Source organism: Streptomyces sp. NBC_00249 (assembly GCF_026342355.1).
In the GTDB taxonomy this organism is placed as follows: domain Bacteria; phylum Actinomycetota; class Actinomycetes; order Streptomycetales; family Streptomycetaceae; genus Streptomyces.
The window spans coordinates 427,103-445,887 of sequence record NZ_JAPEMV010000004.1 but is presented as its reverse complement, the minus strand read 5'-3'; the positions used below and the strand labels follow the sequence as shown (position 1 = coordinate 445,887).

Below are 18,785 nucleotides of genomic sequence, written 5' to 3'. Positions count from 1 at the left end.
CGTCGGTGATCGGTTCGTGACCACAGGCTGATATCGGACCGGTACCGAGCGCTCGGATCCGCTCTGCGCGTCTCATCCCTTGTTCTTCAGGACGGCTTCCATGACGGCCTTGGCGACGGGGGCCGCCAGGCCGCCACCGCTGATGTCCTCGCGGTCGGCGGCGCTGTCCTCGATGACGACGGCCACGGCGACGGGGGAGGAGCCGTCGGGGTTCTCGGCGTAGGAGATGAACCAGGCGTAGGGGCGCTTGGCGTTCTTCTCGCCGTGCTGGGCGGTGCCGGTCTTGCCGCCGACGGTGACGCCCTTGATCTTGGCCTGGGTGCCGGTGCCGTTCTCGACGACGTTGACCATCATCTGCTGGACCTTCTGCGCGTTCGCGGCGGAGAGGGGCCGGCTCATCTCCTGCGGCTCGTGCTTCTCGATCACGTCGAGGTTCGGCGCCGCCAGGTTGTCGACCATGTACGGCTTCATCAGCTTGCCGTCGTTGGCGATGGCCGCGGTGACCATGGCCATCTGGAGCGGGGTGGCGGCGGTGTTGAACTGGCCGATCGAGCTCTGCGCGTTGCCGTCCTTGCCCATGGTCTTGTCGTAGACGCTGGCGAAGGCACGGACCGGGATGTCGATCTTGTCGTTGTTGAAGCCGAACTTCTGGGCGGTGTCGACCATCTTGTCGCGGCCGACCTTGTCGCCCAGGTTCGCGAAGACCGAGTTGCAGGAGACCCGGAGCGCGTTGTTCAGAGAGGCCTTCTCGCAGCCCGACGCGTGGTTGACCATCGGGGTCCGGGTGCCCGGCAGGATGTACGGCTCGGGGGTGTCCGTGGGCGCGTCGATGTCCGTGACCACGCCGTTCTCCAGCGCGGCCGCGGCCGTGACCACCTTGAAGGTGGAGCCCGGCGGGTAGGTCTCGCGCAGGGCGCGGTTGACGAGGTTCTTGTCCTCGCTGTCCTTGAGCGCGACCCAGGCCTTCTCGTCGTCCTTGGAGATCCCGGCGAAGCTGGAGGGGTCGTAGGACGGGGTGCTGACCAGGGCCAGGATGGCGCCGGTGCGCGGGTCGATCGCCGCGACGGCGCCCTTCTTGCTGCCCAGCTGCTGGAAGGCGGCCTTCTGGGCGGCGGCGTTCAGGGTGGTGACGACGTTGCCGCCCTGCTTCTTCTCGCCGGTGAACATGCCGATGGTGCGGTCGAAGAACAGCCGGTCGTCGTTGCCGGTGAGGATGCCGTCGTCGATGTTCTCCAGCTGGGTGGAGCCGTAGGCCTGCGAGGCGTAGCCCGTGACGGGCGCCCAGAGGGGGCCGTCGATGTAGGTCCGCTTGTACTTGAAGTAGGTGCTGTCCGTCGCGGCGGAGCCGGTGATGGGCTGGCCCTGGACGATGATGTTGCCGCGCTCGGTGGCGTACTGGGCGATCTGGACCCGGCGGTTCTCCTTGCGGGTGCTGAGTTCCTCGGCCTGGACGTACTGCAGCCAGTTGGTCCGGATCAGCAGCGCGAGGACGAGCAGCCCGCAGAACAGCGAGATGCGGCGCAGGGGCTTGTTCATGACGGGCGGACCACCTGGGTCATCTCGGAGTCGGGGGACGGGGCGGGGGCCGGTGCGGGACGGCGTGCGGTGTCGCTGATCCGGATGAGGACGGCGATGAGCACCCAGTTCGCGAGGACGGAGGAACCGCCGGACGCGAGGAAGGGCATGGTCATACCGGTGAGGGGGATGAGGCCCATGACTCCGCCGGCGACGACGAAGATCTGCAGGGCGAAGGCGCCGGAGAGCCCGATGGCGAAGAGCTTGCCGAAGGGGTCGCGGGCGGCGAGGGCGGTGCGCACGCCCCGCTCGATGATCAGCCCGTAGAGCAGCAGGAAGGCCATGACGCCGGTCAGCCCGAGCTCCTCTCCGACGGTGGAGAAGATGAAGTCGGAGTTCGCGGCGAAGCCGATGAGGTCGGAGTTGCCCTGACCCCAGCCGGTGCCGAGGACCCCGCCGGAGCCGAAGCTCATGATCGACTGGCCGACCTGCTGGCAGGCGCCGGAGTCGGCGTAGCAGCCGAAGGGGTCGAGCCAGGCGTTCACACGGGCCTCGACGTGGCTGGCGGTGGTGCCGACCACCACGGCGCCGGCCGTCGACATGAGCAGGCCGATGACGATCCAGCTGGTGCGCTCGGTGGCGACGTACAGCATGATCACGAACATGCCGAAGAAGAGCAGCGAGGTGCCGAGGTCGTTCTCGAAGACGAGGACGAGCAGGCTCATCGCCCAGATCATCAGGATCGGGCCGAGGTCGCGGCCGCGCGGCAGGTAGAGGCCCATGAAGCGGCGGCTGGCCAGGGCCAGGGCGTCGCGCTTGACCATCAGGTAGCCCGCGAAGAACACCCCGATCACGATCTTCGCGAACTCGCCGGGCTGGATGGAGAAACCGCCGACGCTGATCCAGATCTTGGCGCCGAAGACGTCCGCGCCCAGACCTGGTACGACCGGCAGGATCAGCAGGACCAGCGAGGCGGCCATCGAGATGTACGTGAACCGCTGGAGCACGCGGTGGTCCTTGAGGACCAGCAGGACGACGGCGAACAGGGCGATGGCCAGCGCCGTGTAGAGCATCTGGCGCGGCGCCGACTCGGAGAAGGTGCCGAAGGTGCCCTTGGCGAGCTTCTGCAGCCGCTCGGACTGGTCGAGGCGCCAGATGAGGACCAGGCCCAGGCCGTTGAGCAGGGTGGCGATCGGCAGCAGCAGCGGGTCGGCGTACTTCGCGTAGCGGCGTACGACGAAGTGGGCGATGCCCGCGAGGACGCCCAGGCCGAGCCCGTAGGTCAGCATGCCCGGGGGCAGCTTGCCGTGGATCGACAGGCCCACGTTGGCGTAGGCGAAGATCGGGATGACCACGGCGAAGGCGAGCAGCAGGAGCTCGGTGTTCCGCCGGCTCGGCGCCTCGATGGCGCCGATGGTGGTCGTGTTGGTGACAACGCTCATGGTGTGACGGGCCCCCTGTGCCCGCGTATGGCTACTGCTTTTCGCACTGGCCGACGACAGCTTGCTCCGCGGGAGTCAGGCTGGGGCCGGGCGTCTGGCTGTTCTGCGCTTCCGCCGCGCGGCGGGCTTCGTCCTTCTTGCAGGCGGAGACCTGGGTGCCGAGCTCGTCGATCTTCTTACGGGCTCCGTCGAGGCTGCCTTCGGTGATGGTGGCCTCGACCTGCTTGCGCTTGAAGGACGGCAGGTACTTCAGTTCGATGTCGGGATGATCGGTCTCCACCTGGGAGAGGTGGATCCAGGCGAGGTTCTGGCTGATGCCGCGGTACAGCGCGACGTGGTCGCCCTTGACGCCCAGGTAGTACTGGGTCTGCGTCCAGCGGTGCGCGGCGTAGAGCCCGCCGCCGACGACGCCGGCGACGAGCAGCAGGATCAGCGTCCGCGTGGTCCACTTGCGCCCTTTGCTGCGGCGCCTGCGGGGGTGGTCGTACGTGTCGTCGTACTCCGGATCGGCTTCGTACGCCTCGGGTTCGCCGAAGCTGCCGTATCCGCCGCCCGCGCCCTGGCTCTGGTCGGGGTATCCGTAGCCGGGGGTCTCGCCGCTGCCGGGGGGGCCGAAGGCGCCGGCGGGCGGTGCGGCCTGGCGGCCGAGGCCCGAGGCACGGCCGGCCGGGGTCTGCATGGCGTTGCCGCCGTCGAAGAGCTGGTGCTGGTTCTCGGCGACCGCGCCGACGACGACCGGGGTGTCGCTGACCTGGGCGGCGAGGGTGTCCCCGCTGTCCGTGTCGAGGACGTCGGCGACGATGCAGGTGATGTTGTCGGGTCCGCCGCCGCGCAGGGCGAGCTGGATCAGCGACTGCACGGTCTCGCGGGGGCCGTGGTAGTCGGCGAGGGTCTCTTCGAGGGTCTGGTGGGAGACCACGCCGGAGAGGCCGTCGGAGCAGATGAGGTAGCGGTCGCCGGCACGGACCTCTCGGATGGAGAGGTCGGGCTCGACGATGTCGCCGCTGCCGAGCGCCCGCATGAGCAGGGAGCGCTGCGGGTGCGTGGTGGCTTCCTCCTCGGTGATGCGGCCCTCGTCGACGAGCCGCTGCACCCAGGTGTGGTCCTGCGTGATCTGCGTGAGGACGCCGTCGCGCAGGAGGTAGGCCCGGGAGTCGCCGACGTGGACGAGGCCGAGGCGCTGGCCGGTCCACAGCAGGGCGGTGAGCGTGGTGCCCATGCCCTCCAGCTGGGGGTCCTCCTCGACCATGACGCGCAGCTGGTCGTTCGCGCGCTGCACGGCCGTGGCGAGGGAGGTGAGGATGTCGGAGCCCGGGACGTCGTCGTCGAGCTGGACGAGGGTGGAGATCACCTCGGAGCTGGCGACCTCGCCGGCTGCCTGGCCACCCATGCCGTCGGCGATGGCGAGGAGCCGGGGACCGGCGTAACCGGAGTCCTCGTTGCCCTCGCGGATCATCCCCTTGTGCGATCCGGCGGCGAACCGCAGGGACAGACTCATGCGCACCTGCCCTGTCGACGATGCCTCGGGGTACAACCGGTCTCGAGCCACACTGCCCACCCTCCGGTCGGGAGCGCGCACGGGTACCGGTCCCCGGTGGGACGGACCGCCGCGGCTCGCTCGCTCCGCTCGCTCATTCTCGTACTACTTCCGCAGCTCGATGACGGTCTTGCCGATGCGGATCGGGGCGCCCGGCGGAATGGGCGTCGGGGTAGTCAGCCGGGTCCGGTCGAGATACGTGCCGTTGGTGGACCCGAGATCCTCGACGATCCACTGGCCGTCACGGTCGGGGTAGATCCTGGCATGCCTGCTGGACGCGTAGTCGTCGTCCAGCACGATCGTCGAGTCGTGCGCGCGGCCCAGGGTGATCGTCTGGCCGGCGAGGGCCACCGTGGTGCCCGTGAGGGTGCCCTCGGAGACGACGAGTTTGGTGGGCGCACCCCTGCGCTGGCGCTGCTGGGGTGGCGCGGTCTGACGACCGGTCTGCTGCGGAGCGCCCGCCGCGCTCCCGCGGCGTGAGCCGCGTTGCGTGACGCGCGTACCGAAGAGGTCGCTGCGAATGACCTGGACGGCCACGATGACGAACAGCCACAGAACGGCCAGGAAACCCAACCGCATGACCGTCAGGGTCAGCTCTGACATTGCCCCCGCTTCACCCTTCGGCTTGCCGGTAAATGATGGTGGTGCTGCCCACGACGATCCGCGAGCCGTCGCGGAGCGTAGCGCGGGTGGTGTGCTGTCCGTCCACCACGATGCCGTTGGTGGACCCGAGATCCTGGATCGTCGGGGGTGTTCCGGTCCGGATCTCACAGTGCCGGCGCGATACGCCGGGGTCGTCGATCCGCACGTCGGCCTCGGTGCTCCGGCCGAGTACGAGAGTGGGGCGCGAGATCTGGTGGCGGGTGCCGTTGATCTCGATCCAGCGGCGCGTGGTGCCGGGGCCGCCGGGAGGTACGGGGGCGCCGCCGGGGCGGGCACCCGCCCCGGCCGGTCCGCCCGGGGGCGGGCCGGAGGGCATCGGCGGGGCGGCGACCGGCGGGTAGCCGTAACCGCCCTGCTGCTGGCCCTGGGCGGCCTGCGGCGCGTCCTGGGAGGTGCTGGAGGCCAGGGTGCGACTGCGGACCCGGTACAGACCGGTGTCGAGGTCGTCGGCCTTCTCCAGGTGGACCTTGATGGGGCCCATGAAGCTGTAGCGCTGCTGCTTGGCGTAGTCGCGGACGAGGCCCGCGAGCTCGTCGCCGAGCTGGCCGGAGTAGGGGCTCAGGCGCTCGTAGTCGCCCGTGCTCAGCTCCACGATGAAGTCGTTGGGTACGACGGTCCGCTCGCGGTTCCAGATGGTGGCGTTGTTGTCGCACTCCCGCTGGAGGGCTCCGGCGATCTCCACCGGCTGGACCTCGGACTTGAACACCTTGGCGAAGGTGCCGTTCACCAGACCTTCGAGTCGCTGCTCGAACCGCTTCAGAACTCCCATGGGGCACCTCCTCCGTCGTTGTCGCCCTGTACTGCTTACTGATCGTATCCACGCGTGGCGGATTCGGCTGGTTCCCCTTCGGTCCTGTGCGCAGGAGTGTTGGTCCTCACAAGGGATCGTAGGGGCGGTCCAGGGACAGTGTCCCGCACCCGGCGGTGGCTGCGGGAGGGGCCGTCCCGGGGTCACCGAAGGGGGCCGGGAAAGCGATTTCAACGCACCCCGTCTGACGTGCTAGTGTTTCGACGTCGCCAGGGGAACGGCCCGAAAGGGAAGAACCGCTGGAGTGCTACTCGGGCGAGTGGCGGAACGGCAGACGCGCTGGCTTCAGGTGCCAGTGTCCTTCGGGACGTGGGGGTTCAAATCCCCCCTCGCCCACATCGGGGAAGCCCCGATCCGGAATCCGGATCGGGGCTTTCCGCTTTTTCGTACCGGTTTCCGGTGCCGGTGCGCGGTGCCGGAGTGAGCTACCGGTGTGAGCTACCGGTGTGCGGTACCCAACCCGGCGCCGTCCCCCAACTCTTCGGCGGTCCGACTTTCGTCACGCGACGAGCGACGAAAGTGGGCGGACGGTGGTGGACGGCGGTGTCTAGGGTCGGTCGCGTGGATGCCAAGGCGAGGATGCGGGCGGGCTGGGACTGGCTGAAGGGCCCCGAGCCCTGGACCCGGCGGGTACTGGCGGGCGATCTGGTGCTCGTCGTGGTGGTGGCCCTGCTCGGCCTGGGCATCGACGAGCTCGACAACAGCTCCGGCCCGAAGATGGCCGCGGGCTTCGCCGTCGTGGTGGTGTTCACCCTGCTGCGCCGACGGCTGCCGGCGACCACGCTGGTGCTGGGCGCCGCGGCGTCCGCGCTCCTGCCCGGCGCCGCACTGCTGACCGTCGTCCTCGCCTGGTCGGCCGGCCGGCGGATCGTCGGGGTGGGCCGAGCGCTCGCCGCCTTCGTCCTGGCCTTCTTCGCGGAGGTCGGCCTGGGCCTGCTGGACCAGTGGTCCCAGGGCCGGATCGTGCTGATGCTGGTCCTCGGCATGCTGATCTTCCTCGCCTCCACGGTCATGCCCGGACTGGCGAGCCGCTACTGGTACCAGCGCCGGACCCTGCTGAGCGCCCTCCAGGAACGCAACAGCCAGCTGCTGCGCGAGCGGACGATGGTCGCCGGGCAGGCCAGGCTGCGGGAGCGGCAGCGGATCGCCCAGGACATGCACGACAGCCTCGGCCACCAGCTGGCCCTGATCTCGGTGCACACGGGGGCCCTCGAGGTGGACCCGCAGCTCACCGACCGTCAGCGGGAGGCCGTGGGGGTGCTGCGGCAGGCCTCGGTGGAGGCCATGCACGAGCTGCGCGAGGTCGTCGGGATCCTGCGCGACGGGGTGGAGGCGCCCACCCCGGTCGAGGAGGCGCAGCCCGCCGCGCGGGGAGTGGCCGGGATTGGCGGGATCGTGGAGGCGGCGCGGGCCGCGGGGACCGACGTACGGCTGCGGACGAGCGGGCAGCCCAGGCCGCTCGTCGCGGCCTGCGACCACGCGGCGTACCGGATCGTGCAGGAGGCGCTGACCAACGCCTACAAGCACGCGCCGGGGGCCGCGATCACGGTCGAACTGCGCTACGAGGACGACTCGCTGGTGGTGGAGATCGCCAACGGCCCGGCGGCCGGGCCCGCGGCGGGCGAGGTCGTCTCCGGCGGGCAGGGACTGACCGGACTGCGCGAGCGGGCGCGACTCGTCGGCGGCATGGTCCACGCGGGGGCGGCCGAGGGCGGCGGCTTCCGGGTGGCGGGCGTGCTGCCGTACGGGACGGAGCCGGCCGGTCTCGCCGAGGACGTGCCCGACGACTTCGGGCAGCGGGCGCAGGCGCAGGCGCTGCGCCGCAAGGACCAGGGCTCCGCGCCCACCGACTGGAGCGCGGTCGACCGGGAGCTGGCGGCCTCGGTGCGCAGCCGGAGCGGCGGCGTGGTGATGGGCTGCGGGATCGCGGTGGCGGCGCTGGTGGTGCTGGTGATCGTGATCGGGGCGGCGGTGGTGCTGATGGTCGGCTCGGCGGACAAGGCCACCATCAGCCGGACCGAATACGACGCCGTCCACGTGGGTGACCCGGAGTCCGAGGTGCGCGACCGGCTGCCGAGCGGGGACAGCATCCTGACGGCGGGACTGGACCGCAAGGGGCCGCCGAAACCGCAGGGCGCGAAGTGCCTGGCGCTGCTGTCGGACGAGGCCGCGCCGGACCTGACGGACGATGCCGTTTTCCGCTTCTGCTTCCGGGACGGCAAGCTCGTCGAGAAGCAGGCTTACGAGGTCAAGCAGTAGGAGCGCGGGTGTCAGCCAAAGTGATCCGAGTGGTGATCGCCGACGACGAACCCCTGATCCGGGCCGGGATCAGGATGATCCTGACCTCGGCTCCGGACATCGAGGTCGTCGCGGAGGGCGCGAACGGCCGGGAGGCGGTGGAGCTGGCCCGCTCGCACGCCCCCGACGTGGTGCTGCTGGACATCCAGATGCCGGTGATGGACGGGCTGACCGCGCTGGGCGAGCTGGGGCGGGCGGCGCCGGGCGTGCGGGCGCTGATCCTGACCACCTTCGGGGAGCGGGAGAACGTGCTGCGGGCGCTGAGCGGGGGCGGCGCGGGTTTCCTGCTGAAGGACTCGGCGCCCGCGGAGCTGATCGGCGCGGTCCGGGCGGCGGCCGCCGGGGACGCGTACCTGTCGCCGGCCGCGACCCGGCACGTGGTGGACCAGCTGGCGGCCGGGCGGGCCGCGGGCCGCGGCGAGGAGGCCCGGCGCCGGGTGGACGGGCTGAGCGAACGCGAACGCGGGGTGCTGGCCCTGCTGGGGGAGGGCCTGTCCAACGCGGACGCGGGCCGGCGGCTGCACATGAGCGAGGCGACGGTGAAGACGTACGTGAGCCGGATCCTCGCGAAGCTGGAGTGCGAGAACCGCGTCCAGGCGGCCCTGCTGGCCAGGGACGCCGGGCTGTAGATACGGTCGGGCCGAACTCGACCGGCCGCAGCGGCCGGTATGGCGCGACACGTGCGGGGGCAGCGCGGATGGTGACGGTACCGAGGCAGAACGCGTCGGACGGGGCGACGGGCACGGGGCTGGGCGCAGGGCGGGGTACGGGGCTGGGTACGGCGCCGGGTCCTGTGGCGGGCGCTGTGGCCGGCCTCGTGACGGGCGCGGCGGCGGGCTCCGGGGCGGGCTTTGGCGCGGGCTCCGGCGCGGGCTTCGGCGGCGGGCGGATACCGGGGGTCCGGGGCTTCGCGCCCCGGACCGTGGCCGGTTCGGCCAAGGAGGCCGGGAGGGCGCTGCGCGAGCGCGTACCGCGCGCGGCGCACGCCCGCTTCGAGGCACCCGCCGACCGCCCGGACGCCGTCCGCGCGGTGGAGGAGTCCAACGCCGGCCGGGTCGCCGAGCTGGCCCCGATACGGGTGGGCCGGATGGCCGCGAACCCCTTCGCGTTCCTGCGCGGGGCGGCCGGGCTGATGGCGCACGACCTGTCCGGCGGTCCGGTGACCGGGGTGGGCGCGCAGATCTGCGGCGACGCGCACGCCGCCAACTTCGGCCTCTACGGCGACGCGCGCGGCCGGCTCGTCATCGACCTCAACGACTTCGACGAGACCGTCTTCGGGCCCTGGGAGTGGGACCTGAAGCGGCTGGCGACCTCCCTGGTACTGGCCGGGCGGGTCGCGGGCGCCGACGAGGACACCTGCCGGGCGGCCGCGCTCGACGCGGCGGGCGCGTACCGGCGGACCATGCGGCTGCTGGCCAAGCTGCCCGCGCTGGACGCGTGGAACGCCATCGCCGACGAGGAACTCGTCTCCCACACCGACGCCCGTGACCTGCTCGGCACCCTGGAGCGGGTCTCGGCGAAGGCCCGCAACAACACCTCCGCCCGGTTCGCGGCCAGGTCGACCGAGGCCGGCGCGGACGGCGGACGCCGCTTCGTGGACGCCCTGCCGGTGCTGCGCCGGGTCGGGGACGGGGAGGCGGCGGCCGTGGCGGCCTCGCTGGGCCCGTACCTGGACACGCTGCCCGGTGACCGGCTGCCGCTGCTGGCCCGGTACGCCATCCACGACGTGGCCTTCCGGGTGGTGGGCACCGGGAGCGTGGGCACCCGCTCGTACGTGGTGCTGCTGCTGGACCACCGGGGCGAGCCGCTGGTGCTCCAGGTGAAGGAGGCGCGGCCCTCCGTCCTGCTGCCGTACCTGCCCGGGCTGGGCTTCCACGCGCCGGCCGAGGAGCACGAGGGTCGCCGGGTGGTGGCCGGGCAGAAGCGGATGCAGGTGGTCTCCGACATCCTGCTGGGCTGGACCACCGTGGAGGGGCGGCCCTTCCAGGTGCGCCAGTTCCGCAACCGCAAGGGCAGCGTGGACCCGGCGGCGCTGGCCGTCGAGCAGATCGACGACTACGGCCGGATGACCGGCGCCCTGCTGGCGCGGGCCCACGCGCACAGCGCCGACCCCCGGCTGCTCGCCGGGTACTGCGGGAAGAACGAGGAGCTGGACGAGGCCGTGGCTGCCTTCGCGGTGGCCTACGCCGACCGCAGCGAGGCCGACCACGCGGATCTGGTCGCGGCGGTCCGCTCCGGCCGGATCGCGGCGGAGGCCGGGGTCTGAGGACGGGGCCTGAGGCGGGAAGCCGGAGCTGTTGCCCGGCTCCTTGTGTTTCACGTGAAACATGGGGAGCCGGGCGGGGCCGTAGGCTGGCCGGGTGAGCGAGCAGACCGAACAGACAGTCCCCGAAGAGCCCGCCGCCTCCGGTGACGAGCGGCCCGAGGCACGGCTCGACCGGGCCGTGCGCGCCGCCGAGCAGGCGCTGATCGAGTTCGAGATCGCGGTGGAGACCTTCCGCGTGGAGGTCGAGAACTTCTCCCGGCTGCACCACCAGAAGCTCGGCCCGATGTACTCGCGGCTCGACGAGCTGGACGCGCTGATCGCGGAGGCGAAGGCGGCCCGCAGCGGTGATCCGGAGGACCTGCGGCGGGCCCGTGACGCCCGGGCGCTGGTCATGCCGATGCCCGGGGTGGAGGAGCTGTTCCACGACTGGCTGGGCTCGGACGGGATCTCCGACGACGCCGCCGCGATGCTCACCGACCGGCCCGTGCGGCCGCCGGAGCGGGTGCGGCCGACGGAGGAGGTCCGTCGCCTGTACCGCGAGCTGGTCCGCCAGGCGCATCCGGATCTCGCGCAGGACGAGGCCGAGCAGGCGCGCCGCGAGGAGTTCATCGTGCGGGTCAACGCCGCGTACGGGCGCGGTGAGGAGCAGCTGCTGCGCGAGCTGGCCGAGGAGTGGGCGGCCGGTCCGGCGCCCGCGGCCGTCCGGCCGAGCGAGAGCGAGGAGCTGTACGCCCGGCTGGAGTGGCTGGCGCAGCGCAAGGAGCTGCTCTCCCTGGTGGCCCGGGAGCTGGAGGACAGCGCGATCGGGGCGATGCTGCGGATGGCCCCGGACGACCCGGACCGGCTGCTGGAGGAGATCGCGGAGCAGCTGCTGGCGCAGGTCTCCGAGCGCGAGACGGAGCTGGCGGAGCTGACCACCGTCCTCTAGTGGGGTCGGATAGGTTGGCAGGCCAGATCCGTGAAGAGAGAAGGCGACAGTGATGAACCTCGGACCGCTTCCCTCGGTGGACGCCGCCGCGGTGCCCGCCGAAGGCTTTGTGCTGGACGTCCGGGAGGACGACGAGTGGGCGGCCGGGCACGTCGACGGCGCGCTGCACATCCCGATGAGTGACTTCGTGGCCCGCTTCGGCGAGCTCACCGAGGCCGCCCCGCAGGACGGCCGGGTGCACGTGATGTGCCGGGTCGGCGGGCGTTCGGCGCAGGTCACCCAGTACCTGCTGCGTCAGGGCATCGACGCGGTGAACATCGACGGCGGGATGCAGGCCTGGGAGGGTGCCGGGCGCCCGATGGTGACGGACAGCGGGAACCCGGCCTTCGTGCTGTAGCGGAACCCAGGGGCCCGGTGGCCCGGTGGCCCGGCGGGTCGGCGGGTCGGCGGGTCGGCGGCTCAGGCGAGGGGGTGGGCGGCCAGCAGGTCGCCGAGGGCCTCCTCGTGGGCCGCTGCCGGGCCGAGCTGGAGCTCCAGCTGCTTGGCCCAGGCGTGGTAGCGGTGGAGCGGGTAGTCGGTGTCGGCGCCGAAGCCGCCGTGCAGGTGCTGGGCGGTCTGCACGACGCGGCGTACGCCCTCGGAGGCCCAGATCTTGGCGACGGCCACGTCTCCGGCGCTGGGGAGCGGGCCGCCCGCGCCGCCGGTCGCGGCGTCGAGGCGCCAGGCGGCCTGCCAGAGGGTGACCTCCATGGCGCGCAGGTCGATGTACCGGTCGGCGGCCTGGACGGCCACGGCCTGGAAGGTGGCCACGGGGAAGCCGAACTGTTCGCGCTTGCTGGTGTACTGGCTGGTCATGGTGAGGACACCCTCGCCGAGGCCGAGTGCGAGTGCGCAGGTCCCGGTGGCCAGGAGCTGGCGCAGCCGGTCCCAGGCCCCGGGGGTGTCGATCAGGTGGGTCGCGGGCACCCGGACGCCGTCCAGGGTGAGTTCGGCGAGCCGCTCCCCACTGGTGGAGTACTGGTCGGCGAGCGAGAGACCCCCGGTGGTGCGCGGGACCAGCGCGAGCACGGCCTCGCCCTCGCCGGTGCGGGCGGGTACGGCGATCCAGTCGGCGCTGTGCGCCCAGGGGACGGAGGTCTGCACCCCGTCCAGGGTCCAGCCGGCGTCCTCGCGGCGTGCGGTGACGGCGAGTTCGGCCGGGTCGTGGCCGGTACGGCCGTGCGCGGCGACGGTCAGGACGAGGGCGCCGCTCCCGGCGCCCGGCAGCAGGGCGGCGGTGAGCGCGGGGCCGCCGTGGGCCTGGACGGCCATGGCGGTGGCGCAGTGCTCCAGCAGTGGCACCCGGGCCAGCACCTTCGCGGCCTCGCGCAGCACCAGGCACAGGGCGATGGCGTCCAGGCCGGCGCCGCCGTGTTCCTCGGCGAGGACGAGGCTCAGCAGGTCGGACGAGGCGAGCTGGGCCCACAGCGGCCGGTCGAACTCCTCGGCGACGGCCCGCGGGGTGAGTGCCGGGCTGGGCACGCCGTCGGGAGCGACATCGGCGAACACGGCCTTCGCCGCCTCGACGGCCGCCTGCTGTTCCTCGGTGAAGGTGAAGTCCACTGCCTGTCCTCCCGCGCGCACCGGATCCCGCTCTGTCCTGACGGGCCGTCAAGATAGAACACGTTCCTGTAAATGGACAGGGCTCCGGGGGCGCGGGCGGCCGGCGGCTCAGCGGTCGAAGTCGATCTCCACTTCCTCGGTCACCGCGTGGGACTGGCAGGCCAGCACGAACCCGGCTTCCGTCTCCTCCTCCTCCAGCGCGAAGTTGCGGTCCATCCGCACCTCGCCGCTGACGAGGAAGGCCCGGCAGGTGCCGCACACCCCGCCCTTGCAGGCGTACGGGGCGTCCGCGCGGGCCCGCAGGACGGCGTCCAGCAGCGACTCACCGTCCTGCACCGGCCAGGTGCCCGAGCGGCCGTCGAGCCGTGCGGTGACCCGGCCGTGCGCGGGCGCCGCCGCGCGGGCGGGGCCCGGCGCGTCCGTGCCCTCCACGTGGAAGATCTCCTCGTGCACCCGGGTCCGTACGACGCCCAGCGCGCCCAGGGCCCGCTCCGCGGCCGTCACCAGCCCGTAGGGCCCGCACAGGAACCAGCCCGTCACCTCGGCGACCGGCAGCAGCGCGGGCAACAGGGCCGACAGCCGGGCCTCGTCGAGCCGGCCGGACGGCAGCCCGGCCTCCTGCTCCTCGCGGGAGAGGACGGTGACCAGCTGGAAGCGGTCGGGGTAGCGGTCCTTGAGGTCGGCGACCTCCTCCAGGAACATCGTCGACGCCGCGCTGCGGTCGCTGCGGATCAGGCAGAACCGGGCGTCGGCACGGGCCGCGAGCAGCGAGGCGGCGATCGACAGCACCGGGGTGATGCCGCTGCCGCCGACGACCGCCGCGTAGTGCGCGGCGGCCGGGGCCAAGGCGGGCTCCAGCACGAACCGGCCGGCCGGGACCATCACGTCCAGGACGTCCCCGGCGGCGATCTCCTTGTGCGCGAACGTGGAGAACTCGCCGCCCTCCACCAGCCGCACCCCGACCTGGAGCGACGCGGGCCCGGGACCGTCAGAGGCCGGGGCGGTCGAGCAGATCGAGTAGGTCCGGCGGATCTCCGGACCGTCGGGGGAGACACGGCGCAGGGTCAGGTGCTGACCGGGGGCGTGCCGGTAGTCCTCGCGAAGGGCCTCGGGGACCTGGAGGGTCAGCGCCACCGAGTCGTCGGTGAGCCGGTCGACTGCCGCCACCGTCAGCGGGTGGAACGCGCCGTGGCGGGGTGCGGCCATCTACAGCTCCTTGAAGTGGTCGAACGGTTCGCGGCAGGCGACGCAGCGGCGCAGCGCCTTGCACGCGGTGGAGGAGAACCGGCTGAGCAGCTCGGTGTCGGTCGACCCGCAGTGGGGGCAGCGCACCGACAGGGTCAGCGGTACCGGTCCGTCGGCGGAGTGCGGGCGGGGCGGGGCGATGCCGAACTCCGCCAGCTTGCGGCGGCCCTCGGCGGTGATGTCGTCCGTGGACCAGGCGGGCGCGAGGACGGTGGTGACCCGCACCTCGGGTATGCCGTGGCCGTTGAGGATCCGCTCGATGTCGGCCGACATGGCCTCGATGGCCGGGCAGCCGGTGTAGGTGGGGGTGAGGGTGACCTCCACGTGGCCGTCCTCGTGCATCCGCACCCCGCGCATGACGCCCAGCTCGGCGAGGCTGAGCACGGGCAGCTCCGGGTCGGGGACGGAGCCCGCCAGCTCGGCCAGCTCCGCCTCCAGGCGGGTCGGCGCGGCGGCGCTCACCACGACGCTCCGGGGTGGCTGCGGTGCAGGTGCTGCATCTCAGCGATCATCCGCCCGAACGGCTCGGTGTGCAGGCCCTGACGGCCCGCTCCGGCGGCCCAGGCGCCCGTACGCGGCCCCTCGGGCAGTGCCAGACCGGCCCGCTCCAGTACGTCGCCCAGCGCGGCCAGCCAGGCCGCCTCGAGGGCGGCCGTGTCCAGCTCCAGTCCCTCGACCGGCTGGAACAGCTCCCCGGTGTACTTCCACAGCGAGTCCAGCGCGGCCCGCATGCGGCGCCGGCTCTCCTCGGTGCCGTCGCCGAGCCGCAGCGTCCACTGCTCGGCGTGGTCGCGGTGGTAGGCGGTCTCCTTCACGGCCTTCGCCGCGAGAGGGGCGAACGGTCCGTCCCCGGCGGCCAGTTCCGTGTGGAGCAGGTGCTGGTAGAGGGAGAAGTACAGCTGCCGGGCGATGGTGTGGGCGAAGTCGCCGTTCGGCTGCTCGACGAGCTGGAGGTTGCGGAAGGCGCGCTCCTCGCGGAGGTAGGCCAGCTCGTCCTCGTCGCCGGCCATGGACAGCAGGACGCGGGCCTGGCCGAGCAGGTCGAGGGCGATGTTGGCGAGGGCCAGCTCCTCCTCCAGGACCGGGGCGTGGCCGGCCCATTCGCCGAGGCGGTGGGAGAGGATCAGCGCGTCGTCGCCGAGGGCCAGCGCGGCGGCCGCGGTGACGTCCGCGGTGCCGGTGCCGGTGCTGCTCACTGGTGTGCTCACAGGTGACGCACCCCCTCGGGGATCTCGTAGAAGGTGGGGTGCCGGTAGGGCTTGTCGGCGGAGGGCTCGAAGAAGGGGTCCCGCTCGTCCGGCGAGGAGGCCACGATCTGGGTGGAGGGCACGACCCAGATCGAGACGCCCTCGCCCCGCCGCGTGTAGAGGTCGCGGGCGTTGCGCAGCGCCATCTCCGCGTCGGGGGCGTGGAGGCTGCCCGCGTGCGTGTGCGAGAGGCCGCGGCGCGAGCGCACGAACACCTCCCACAGGGGCCAGTTCTGCGTCATGCCTGTACCTCTCGTCCTGTGCTGGTGTGCTTGCCGGCGTACGCCGCGGCCGCTTCGCGGACCCAGGCGCCTTCCTCGTGCGCCCGGCGCCGCTGGCTGATGCGCTGTTCGTTGCAGGGGCCGTTGCCCTTGAGCACGTCCCAGAACTCCGCCCAGTCGATGGCGCCGAAGTCGTGGTGCCCGCGCTCCTCGTTCCACTTGAGGTCGGGGTCGGGCAGGGTCAGGCCGAGGGCCTCGGCCTGCGGGACGGCGATGTCGACGAACCGCTGGCGCAGCTCGTCGTTGGAGTGCCGCTTGATCCGCCAGGCCATCGACTGCGCGGAGTGCGCCGACTCGTCGTCCGGCGGGCCGAACATCATCAGCGAGGGCCACCACCAGCGGTCGACGGCGTCCTGCGCCATGGCGTGCTGGGCCTCGGTGCCCTTGGACAGGGCCATGAGGAGCTCGAAGCCCTGGCGCTGGTGGAAGGACTCCTCCTTGCAGATCCGGACCATGGCGCGGGCGTACGGGCCGTAGGAGCAGCGGCAGATCGGGACCTGGTTGGTGATCGCCGCGCCGTCCACGAGCCAGCCGATCGCGCCCACGTCCGCCCAGGTCAGGGTGGGGTAGTTGAAGATCGAGGAGTACTTCTGCTTGCCCGAGTGGAGCTTGTCGAGCAGCTCGTCGCGACTGGTGCCGAGGGTTTCGGCCGCGCTGTAGAGGTAGAGGCCGTGGCCCGCCTCGTCCTGCACCTTGGCCATCAGGATCGCCTTGCGGCGCAGCGAGGGCGCGCGGGTGATCCAGTTGGCCTCGGGCTGCATGCCGATGATCTCGGAATGTGCGTGCTGGGCCATCTGGCGGACCAGGGAGGCGCGGTACTCCTCGGGCATCCAGTCGCGCGGCTCCACGCGCTCGTCGGCCGCCACCGCGGCGTCGAACGCCGCCAGGAGCTGCGCGCCGAGATCGGCGGGGTGCGCCTCCATCGTGCCTGACGTGCCCGTTTCCGGGGTCACTGCGACCATCCCGGCCCCCTCTCTGAGTCTGCCGTCCGCCCGACCGACCGATCGTTCGGTTCATCCACTTCAATGGTGAGACGGCGGCCCGTAGGGTGTCAACCTCTGTGGGCAAGCCTGTGGACGCCGGATGATCGGGGCGGGATGGATTCGAACGAGCACGAGCCCGCGGAAGGAGTCCTTCCGCCGGACGTCCCGCCACCGGCCCCAGGGCCCCGGGCGCCCGGCATCGCGGGCCTGTCGACCCCCTACCGGGTCCTCGCCGCCCTCGCCCTGGCGGTGGTGGGCGTCGCCGCCTGCGCGCACCTGGCCTTCGTCTTCCTGCACGTCGCCCCGCCCAACACGGTCAGCAAACGGCACGCGGCCCTGATCGACTCCTGGGTCTACCCCGAGTTCGAACAGAACTGGAAGCTCTTCGCGCCCAATCCCCTCCAGCAGAACATCTCCGTGGAGGTCCGCGCCCAGGTCCGCACCCCCGCCGGCGAACTCGTCACCGCCGACTGGCGCGACCTGTCCGCCGAGGACGGCGCGGCCATCCGCCACAGCCTGCTGCCCAGCCACACCGAGCAGAACGAGCTCCGCCGGGCCTGGGACTTCTTCACCGGCTCCCACGACGAGGAGAACCGGCCCAGCGGCGACCGCGGCGCCCTCTCCGAGGAGTACCTGCGGCGGATCGCCCTGAACCGGCTGACCCCCGCGCAGCGCGACGGCGAGCGGATCGTACGGATCCAGCTCCGCTCGGCGACGCGGGCCGTGGCCGCGCCGGGCTGGAGCGACGAGAAGACCGACACCCAGACGTACTACCGGGAGCTGCCGTGGTGGAACGTGTGAGACGGGCGCTGGCGAAGGTCACCGGGGAGGCGCTGGGCCCGTACCAGAGCGCCGTGGTCCGCATCGGCTTCGCCGGGACCTGGCTGTTCTTCCTGCTGCGGGAGTTCCCCCACCGCCACGAGCTGTACGGCCCCGACGGGCCGTGGAGCTGGCAGCTGGCGGAGCGCCTCGTCGACGGCAACAAGGCCTTCACGGTGCTGCTGTGGTCGGACTCCGCGCTCTGGTTCGAGACCGTCTACGCGGTCGCGGTGCTGGCGAGCGTGCTGCTGCTGCTCGGCTGGCGGACGCGGGCGACGTCCGTCGTCTTCATGGTCGGGGTGCTGTCCCTGCAGAACCGCAGCGTGTTCATGGGCGACGGCGGGGACAACGTCATCCACCTCATGGCCGTCTACCTGGTGCTGACCCGCTGCGCGCGGGTCTGGTCGCTGGACGCGCGGCGGGCCCGGCTGCGGGGCTCGGCCTCGGCGGGGGCGGCCGGACCGCTGCTGTGGCTGGTGCTGGGCGGCTTCCTCGTCTTCGGGGCGGCGAGCGGGCGGTTCGGCGCGGGCTGGACGTCGGCCTTCGCGGCGCTGTGGGTGGGGCTCGGGCTGTGGTGGCTGGTCGACCGGTACGAACGGGAGGGCGAGGGCCGGGCCGCCCTCGACGTCCTCGCGAACCTGCTGCACAACGCGGGGATGCTGGTGATCATGGCGGAGGTGTGCCTGATCTACGCGACCGCCGGCTGGTACAAGATCCAGGGCTCGCGGTGGCAGGACGGCACCGCCCTGTACTACCCGCTCGGGCTGGACTACTTCACCCCGTGGCCGGGGCTCTCCGGGGCGCTCGCCGGGAGCGGGACGCTGGTGATGCTGCTGACGTACGGGACGGTCGCGGTGCAGGTGGCGTTCCCGTTCACGCTGTTCGACCGGCGGGTCAAGAACGTGCTGCTCGCGCTGATGATGCTGGAGCACGTGGGCATCGCGGTGCTGTTGGGGCTGCCGTTCTTCTCGTTGGCGATGATCGCCGCCGATGCGGTGTTCCTGCCGACCGGGTTGCTGGTGTGGGTGGGGGCGCGGGCCACCGCCGTACGGCTGGCCGCCGGTCGGAAGGGGTCCGGGCGGGTCCCGGCCCCTGCGTCGGCGCCCGCCGAACCGAGCCCCGTCCCGCGCTGACACCGCTGCGCGGGGCTG

At 72.2% G+C, this 18,785-nt stretch carries 18 protein-coding genes and 1 tRNA gene; 8 read left to right on the top strand and 11 right to left on the bottom strand.

Features of this window, described 5'->3' with window-relative positions; genetic code table 11:
* Window positions 1–72: 72 nt before the first annotated feature.
* The 5 genes from OOK31_RS20385 to OOK31_RS20365 form a co-directional block, all read right to left on the bottom strand.
* On the bottom strand, window positions 73–1,536 hold the full coding sequence (locus OOK31_RS20385; RefSeq protein WP_267088715.1) for a penicillin-binding protein 2: 1,464 nt from the start codon (window positions 1,534–1,536) through the stop codon (window positions 73–75).
* The gene (locus OOK31_RS20380) at window positions 1,533–2,957 is read right to left on the bottom strand and encodes an FtsW/RodA/SpoVE family cell cycle protein (RefSeq protein WP_267088714.1); all 1,425 of its coding nucleotides are present in this window, start codon (window positions 2,955–2,957) and stop codon (window positions 1,533–1,535) included. The genes OOK31_RS20385 and OOK31_RS20380 overlap by 4 nt, the downstream gene beginning before the upstream one ends.
* Window positions 2,958–2,988: 31 nt before the next feature.
* Window positions 2,989–4,455, bottom strand: coding sequence for a PP2C family serine/threonine-protein phosphatase (locus OOK31_RS20375; RefSeq protein WP_267088713.1), 1,467 nt, complete (start codon window positions 4,453–4,455; stop codon window positions 2,989–2,991).
* 144 nt (window positions 4,456–4,599) lie between these two features.
* Complete coding sequence (locus OOK31_RS20370; RefSeq protein ID WP_267088712.1) at window positions 4,600–5,097, bottom strand: FHA domain-containing protein; 498 nt, start codon at window positions 5,095–5,097, stop codon at window positions 4,600–4,602.
* 10 nt (window positions 5,098–5,107) lie between these two features.
* Window positions 5,108–5,926, bottom strand: coding sequence for a DUF3662 and FHA domain-containing protein (locus tag OOK31_RS20365; RefSeq protein WP_267088711.1), 819 nt, complete (start codon window positions 5,924–5,926; stop codon window positions 5,108–5,110).
* A 292-nt stretch (window positions 5,927–6,218) separates the two neighbouring features.
* On the opposite strand from OOK31_RS20365, the gene OOK31_RS20360 reads away from it, so the two are divergent.
* From OOK31_RS20360 to OOK31_RS20335, 6 genes are all read left to right on the top strand, one after another.
* Window positions 6,219–6,301 (top strand) — tRNA-Leu (locus tag OOK31_RS20360).
* Between the two features lie 225 nt (window positions 6,302–6,526).
* A complete protein-coding gene (locus tag OOK31_RS20355; RefSeq protein WP_267088710.1) occupies window positions 6,527–8,224 on the top strand; it encodes a histidine kinase in 1,698 nt (565 codons plus the stop codon).
* A gap of 8 nt (window positions 8,225–8,232) precedes the next feature.
* Window positions 8,233–8,892, top strand: coding sequence for a response regulator transcription factor (locus OOK31_RS20350; RefSeq protein WP_323188235.1), 660 nt, complete (start codon window positions 8,233–8,235; stop codon window positions 8,890–8,892).
* A gap of 260 nt (window positions 8,893–9,152) precedes the next feature.
* Complete coding sequence (locus tag OOK31_RS20345) at window positions 9,153–10,529, top strand: DUF2252 domain-containing protein (protein WP_267088946.1); 1,377 nt, start codon at window positions 9,153–9,155, stop codon at window positions 10,527–10,529.
* Between the two features lie 94 nt (window positions 10,530–10,623).
* The gene (locus tag OOK31_RS20340; RefSeq protein ID WP_267088709.1) at window positions 10,624–11,457 is read left to right on the top strand and encodes a J domain-containing protein; all 834 of its coding nucleotides are present in this window, start codon (window positions 10,624–10,626) and stop codon (window positions 11,455–11,457) included.
* A 52-nt stretch (window positions 11,458–11,509) separates the two neighbouring features.
* Window positions 11,510–11,854: a rhodanese-like domain-containing protein gene (locus OOK31_RS20335; RefSeq protein WP_267088708.1), complete on the top strand. Its 345-nt coding sequence runs from the start codon at window positions 11,510–11,512 to the stop codon at window positions 11,852–11,854.
* 62 nt (window positions 11,855–11,916) lie between these two features.
* On the opposite strand, the gene OOK31_RS20330 is transcribed toward OOK31_RS20335, so the two are convergent.
* From OOK31_RS20330 to paaA, 6 genes are all read right to left on the bottom strand, one after another.
* Window positions 11,917–13,059, bottom strand: a complete 1,143-nt coding sequence (locus tag OOK31_RS20330; protein ID WP_267088707.1) for an acyl-CoA dehydrogenase family protein — start codon at window positions 13,057–13,059, stop codon at window positions 11,917–11,919.
* A gap of 108 nt (window positions 13,060–13,167) precedes the next feature.
* Entirely contained in the window at window positions 13,168–14,265 is a 1,098-nt protein-coding gene (locus OOK31_RS20325) for a 2Fe-2S iron-sulfur cluster-binding protein (RefSeq protein WP_267088706.1), read from the bottom strand.
* Window positions 14,266–14,766, bottom strand: a complete 501-nt coding sequence (paaD, locus tag OOK31_RS20320; protein ID WP_267088705.1) for a 1,2-phenylacetyl-CoA epoxidase subunit PaaD — start codon at window positions 14,764–14,766, stop codon at window positions 14,266–14,268.
* Complete coding sequence (paaC, locus tag OOK31_RS20315) at window positions 14,763–15,512, bottom strand: 1,2-phenylacetyl-CoA epoxidase subunit PaaC (protein WP_267088704.1); 750 nt, start codon at window positions 15,510–15,512, stop codon at window positions 14,763–14,765. Before paaC ends, paaD begins: the two co-directional genes overlap by 4 nt.
* A complete protein-coding gene (gene paaB / locus OOK31_RS20310) occupies window positions 15,509–15,793 on the bottom strand; it encodes a 1,2-phenylacetyl-CoA epoxidase subunit PaaB (protein WP_267088703.1) in 285 nt (94 codons plus the stop codon). The genes paaC and paaB overlap by 4 nt, the downstream gene beginning before the upstream one ends.
* Window positions 15,790–16,755: a 1,2-phenylacetyl-CoA epoxidase subunit PaaA gene (gene paaA / locus OOK31_RS20305; protein WP_267088945.1), complete on the bottom strand. Its 966-nt coding sequence runs from the start codon at window positions 16,753–16,755 to the stop codon at window positions 15,790–15,792. Before paaA ends, paaB begins: the two co-directional genes overlap by 4 nt.
* Before the next feature lie 174 nt (window positions 16,756–16,929).
* Here paaA and OOK31_RS20300 point away from each other — a divergent pair, with 174 nt between their 5' ends.
* Complete coding sequence (locus OOK31_RS20300) at window positions 16,930–17,616, top strand: DUF5819 family protein (protein WP_323188234.1); 687 nt, start codon at window positions 16,930–16,932, stop codon at window positions 17,614–17,616.
* Window positions 17,604–18,767 carry an HTTM domain-containing protein gene (locus OOK31_RS20295; protein ID WP_267088701.1) on the top strand — a complete coding sequence of 388 codons (1,164 nt, stop codon included), beginning with the start codon at window positions 17,604–17,606 and terminating at the stop codon, window positions 18,765–18,767. The genes OOK31_RS20300 and OOK31_RS20295 overlap by 13 nt, the downstream gene beginning before the upstream one ends.
* Window positions 18,768–18,785 lie beyond the last annotated feature (18 nt).

Bases quoted from the DNA above. Each gene is read 5' to 3' on its own strand.
- OOK31_RS20385 (WP_267088715.1), bottom strand. From the start codon at position 1,536: ATGAACAAGCCCCTGCGCCGCATCTCGCTGTTCTGCGGGCTGCTCGTC.
- OOK31_RS20380 (WP_267088714.1), bottom strand. From the start codon at position 2,957: ATGAGCGTTGTCACCAACACGACCACCATCGGCGCCATCGAGGCGCCG.
- OOK31_RS20375 (WP_267088713.1), bottom strand. From the start codon at position 4,455: ATGAGTCTGTCCCTGCGGTTCGCCGCCGGATCGCACAAGGGGATGATC.
- OOK31_RS20370 (WP_267088712.1), bottom strand. From the start codon at position 5,097: ATGTCAGAGCTGACCCTGACGGTCATGCGGTTGGGTTTCCTGGCCGTT.
- OOK31_RS20365 (WP_267088711.1), bottom strand. From the start codon at position 5,926: ATGGGAGTTCTGAAGCGGTTCGAGCAGCGACTCGAAGGTCTGGTGAAC.
- OOK31_RS20335 (WP_267088708.1), top strand. From the start codon at position 11,510: ATGAACCTCGGACCGCTTCCCTCGGTGGACGCCGCCGCGGTGCCCGCC.
- OOK31_RS20325 (WP_267088706.1), bottom strand. From the start codon at position 14,265: ATGGCCGCACCCCGCCACGGCGCGTTCCACCCGCTGACGGTGGCGGCA.
- paaB (WP_267088703.1), bottom strand. From the start codon at position 15,793: ATGACGCAGAACTGGCCCCTGTGGGAGGTGTTCGTGCGCTCGCGCCGC.
- paaA (WP_267088945.1), bottom strand. From the start codon at position 16,755: ATGGAGGCGCACCCCGCCGATCTCGGCGCGCAGCTCCTGGCGGCGTTC.
- OOK31_RS20300 (WP_323188234.1), top strand. From the start codon at position 16,930: ATGGATTCGAACGAGCACGAGCCCGCGGAAGGAGTCCTTCCGCCGGAC.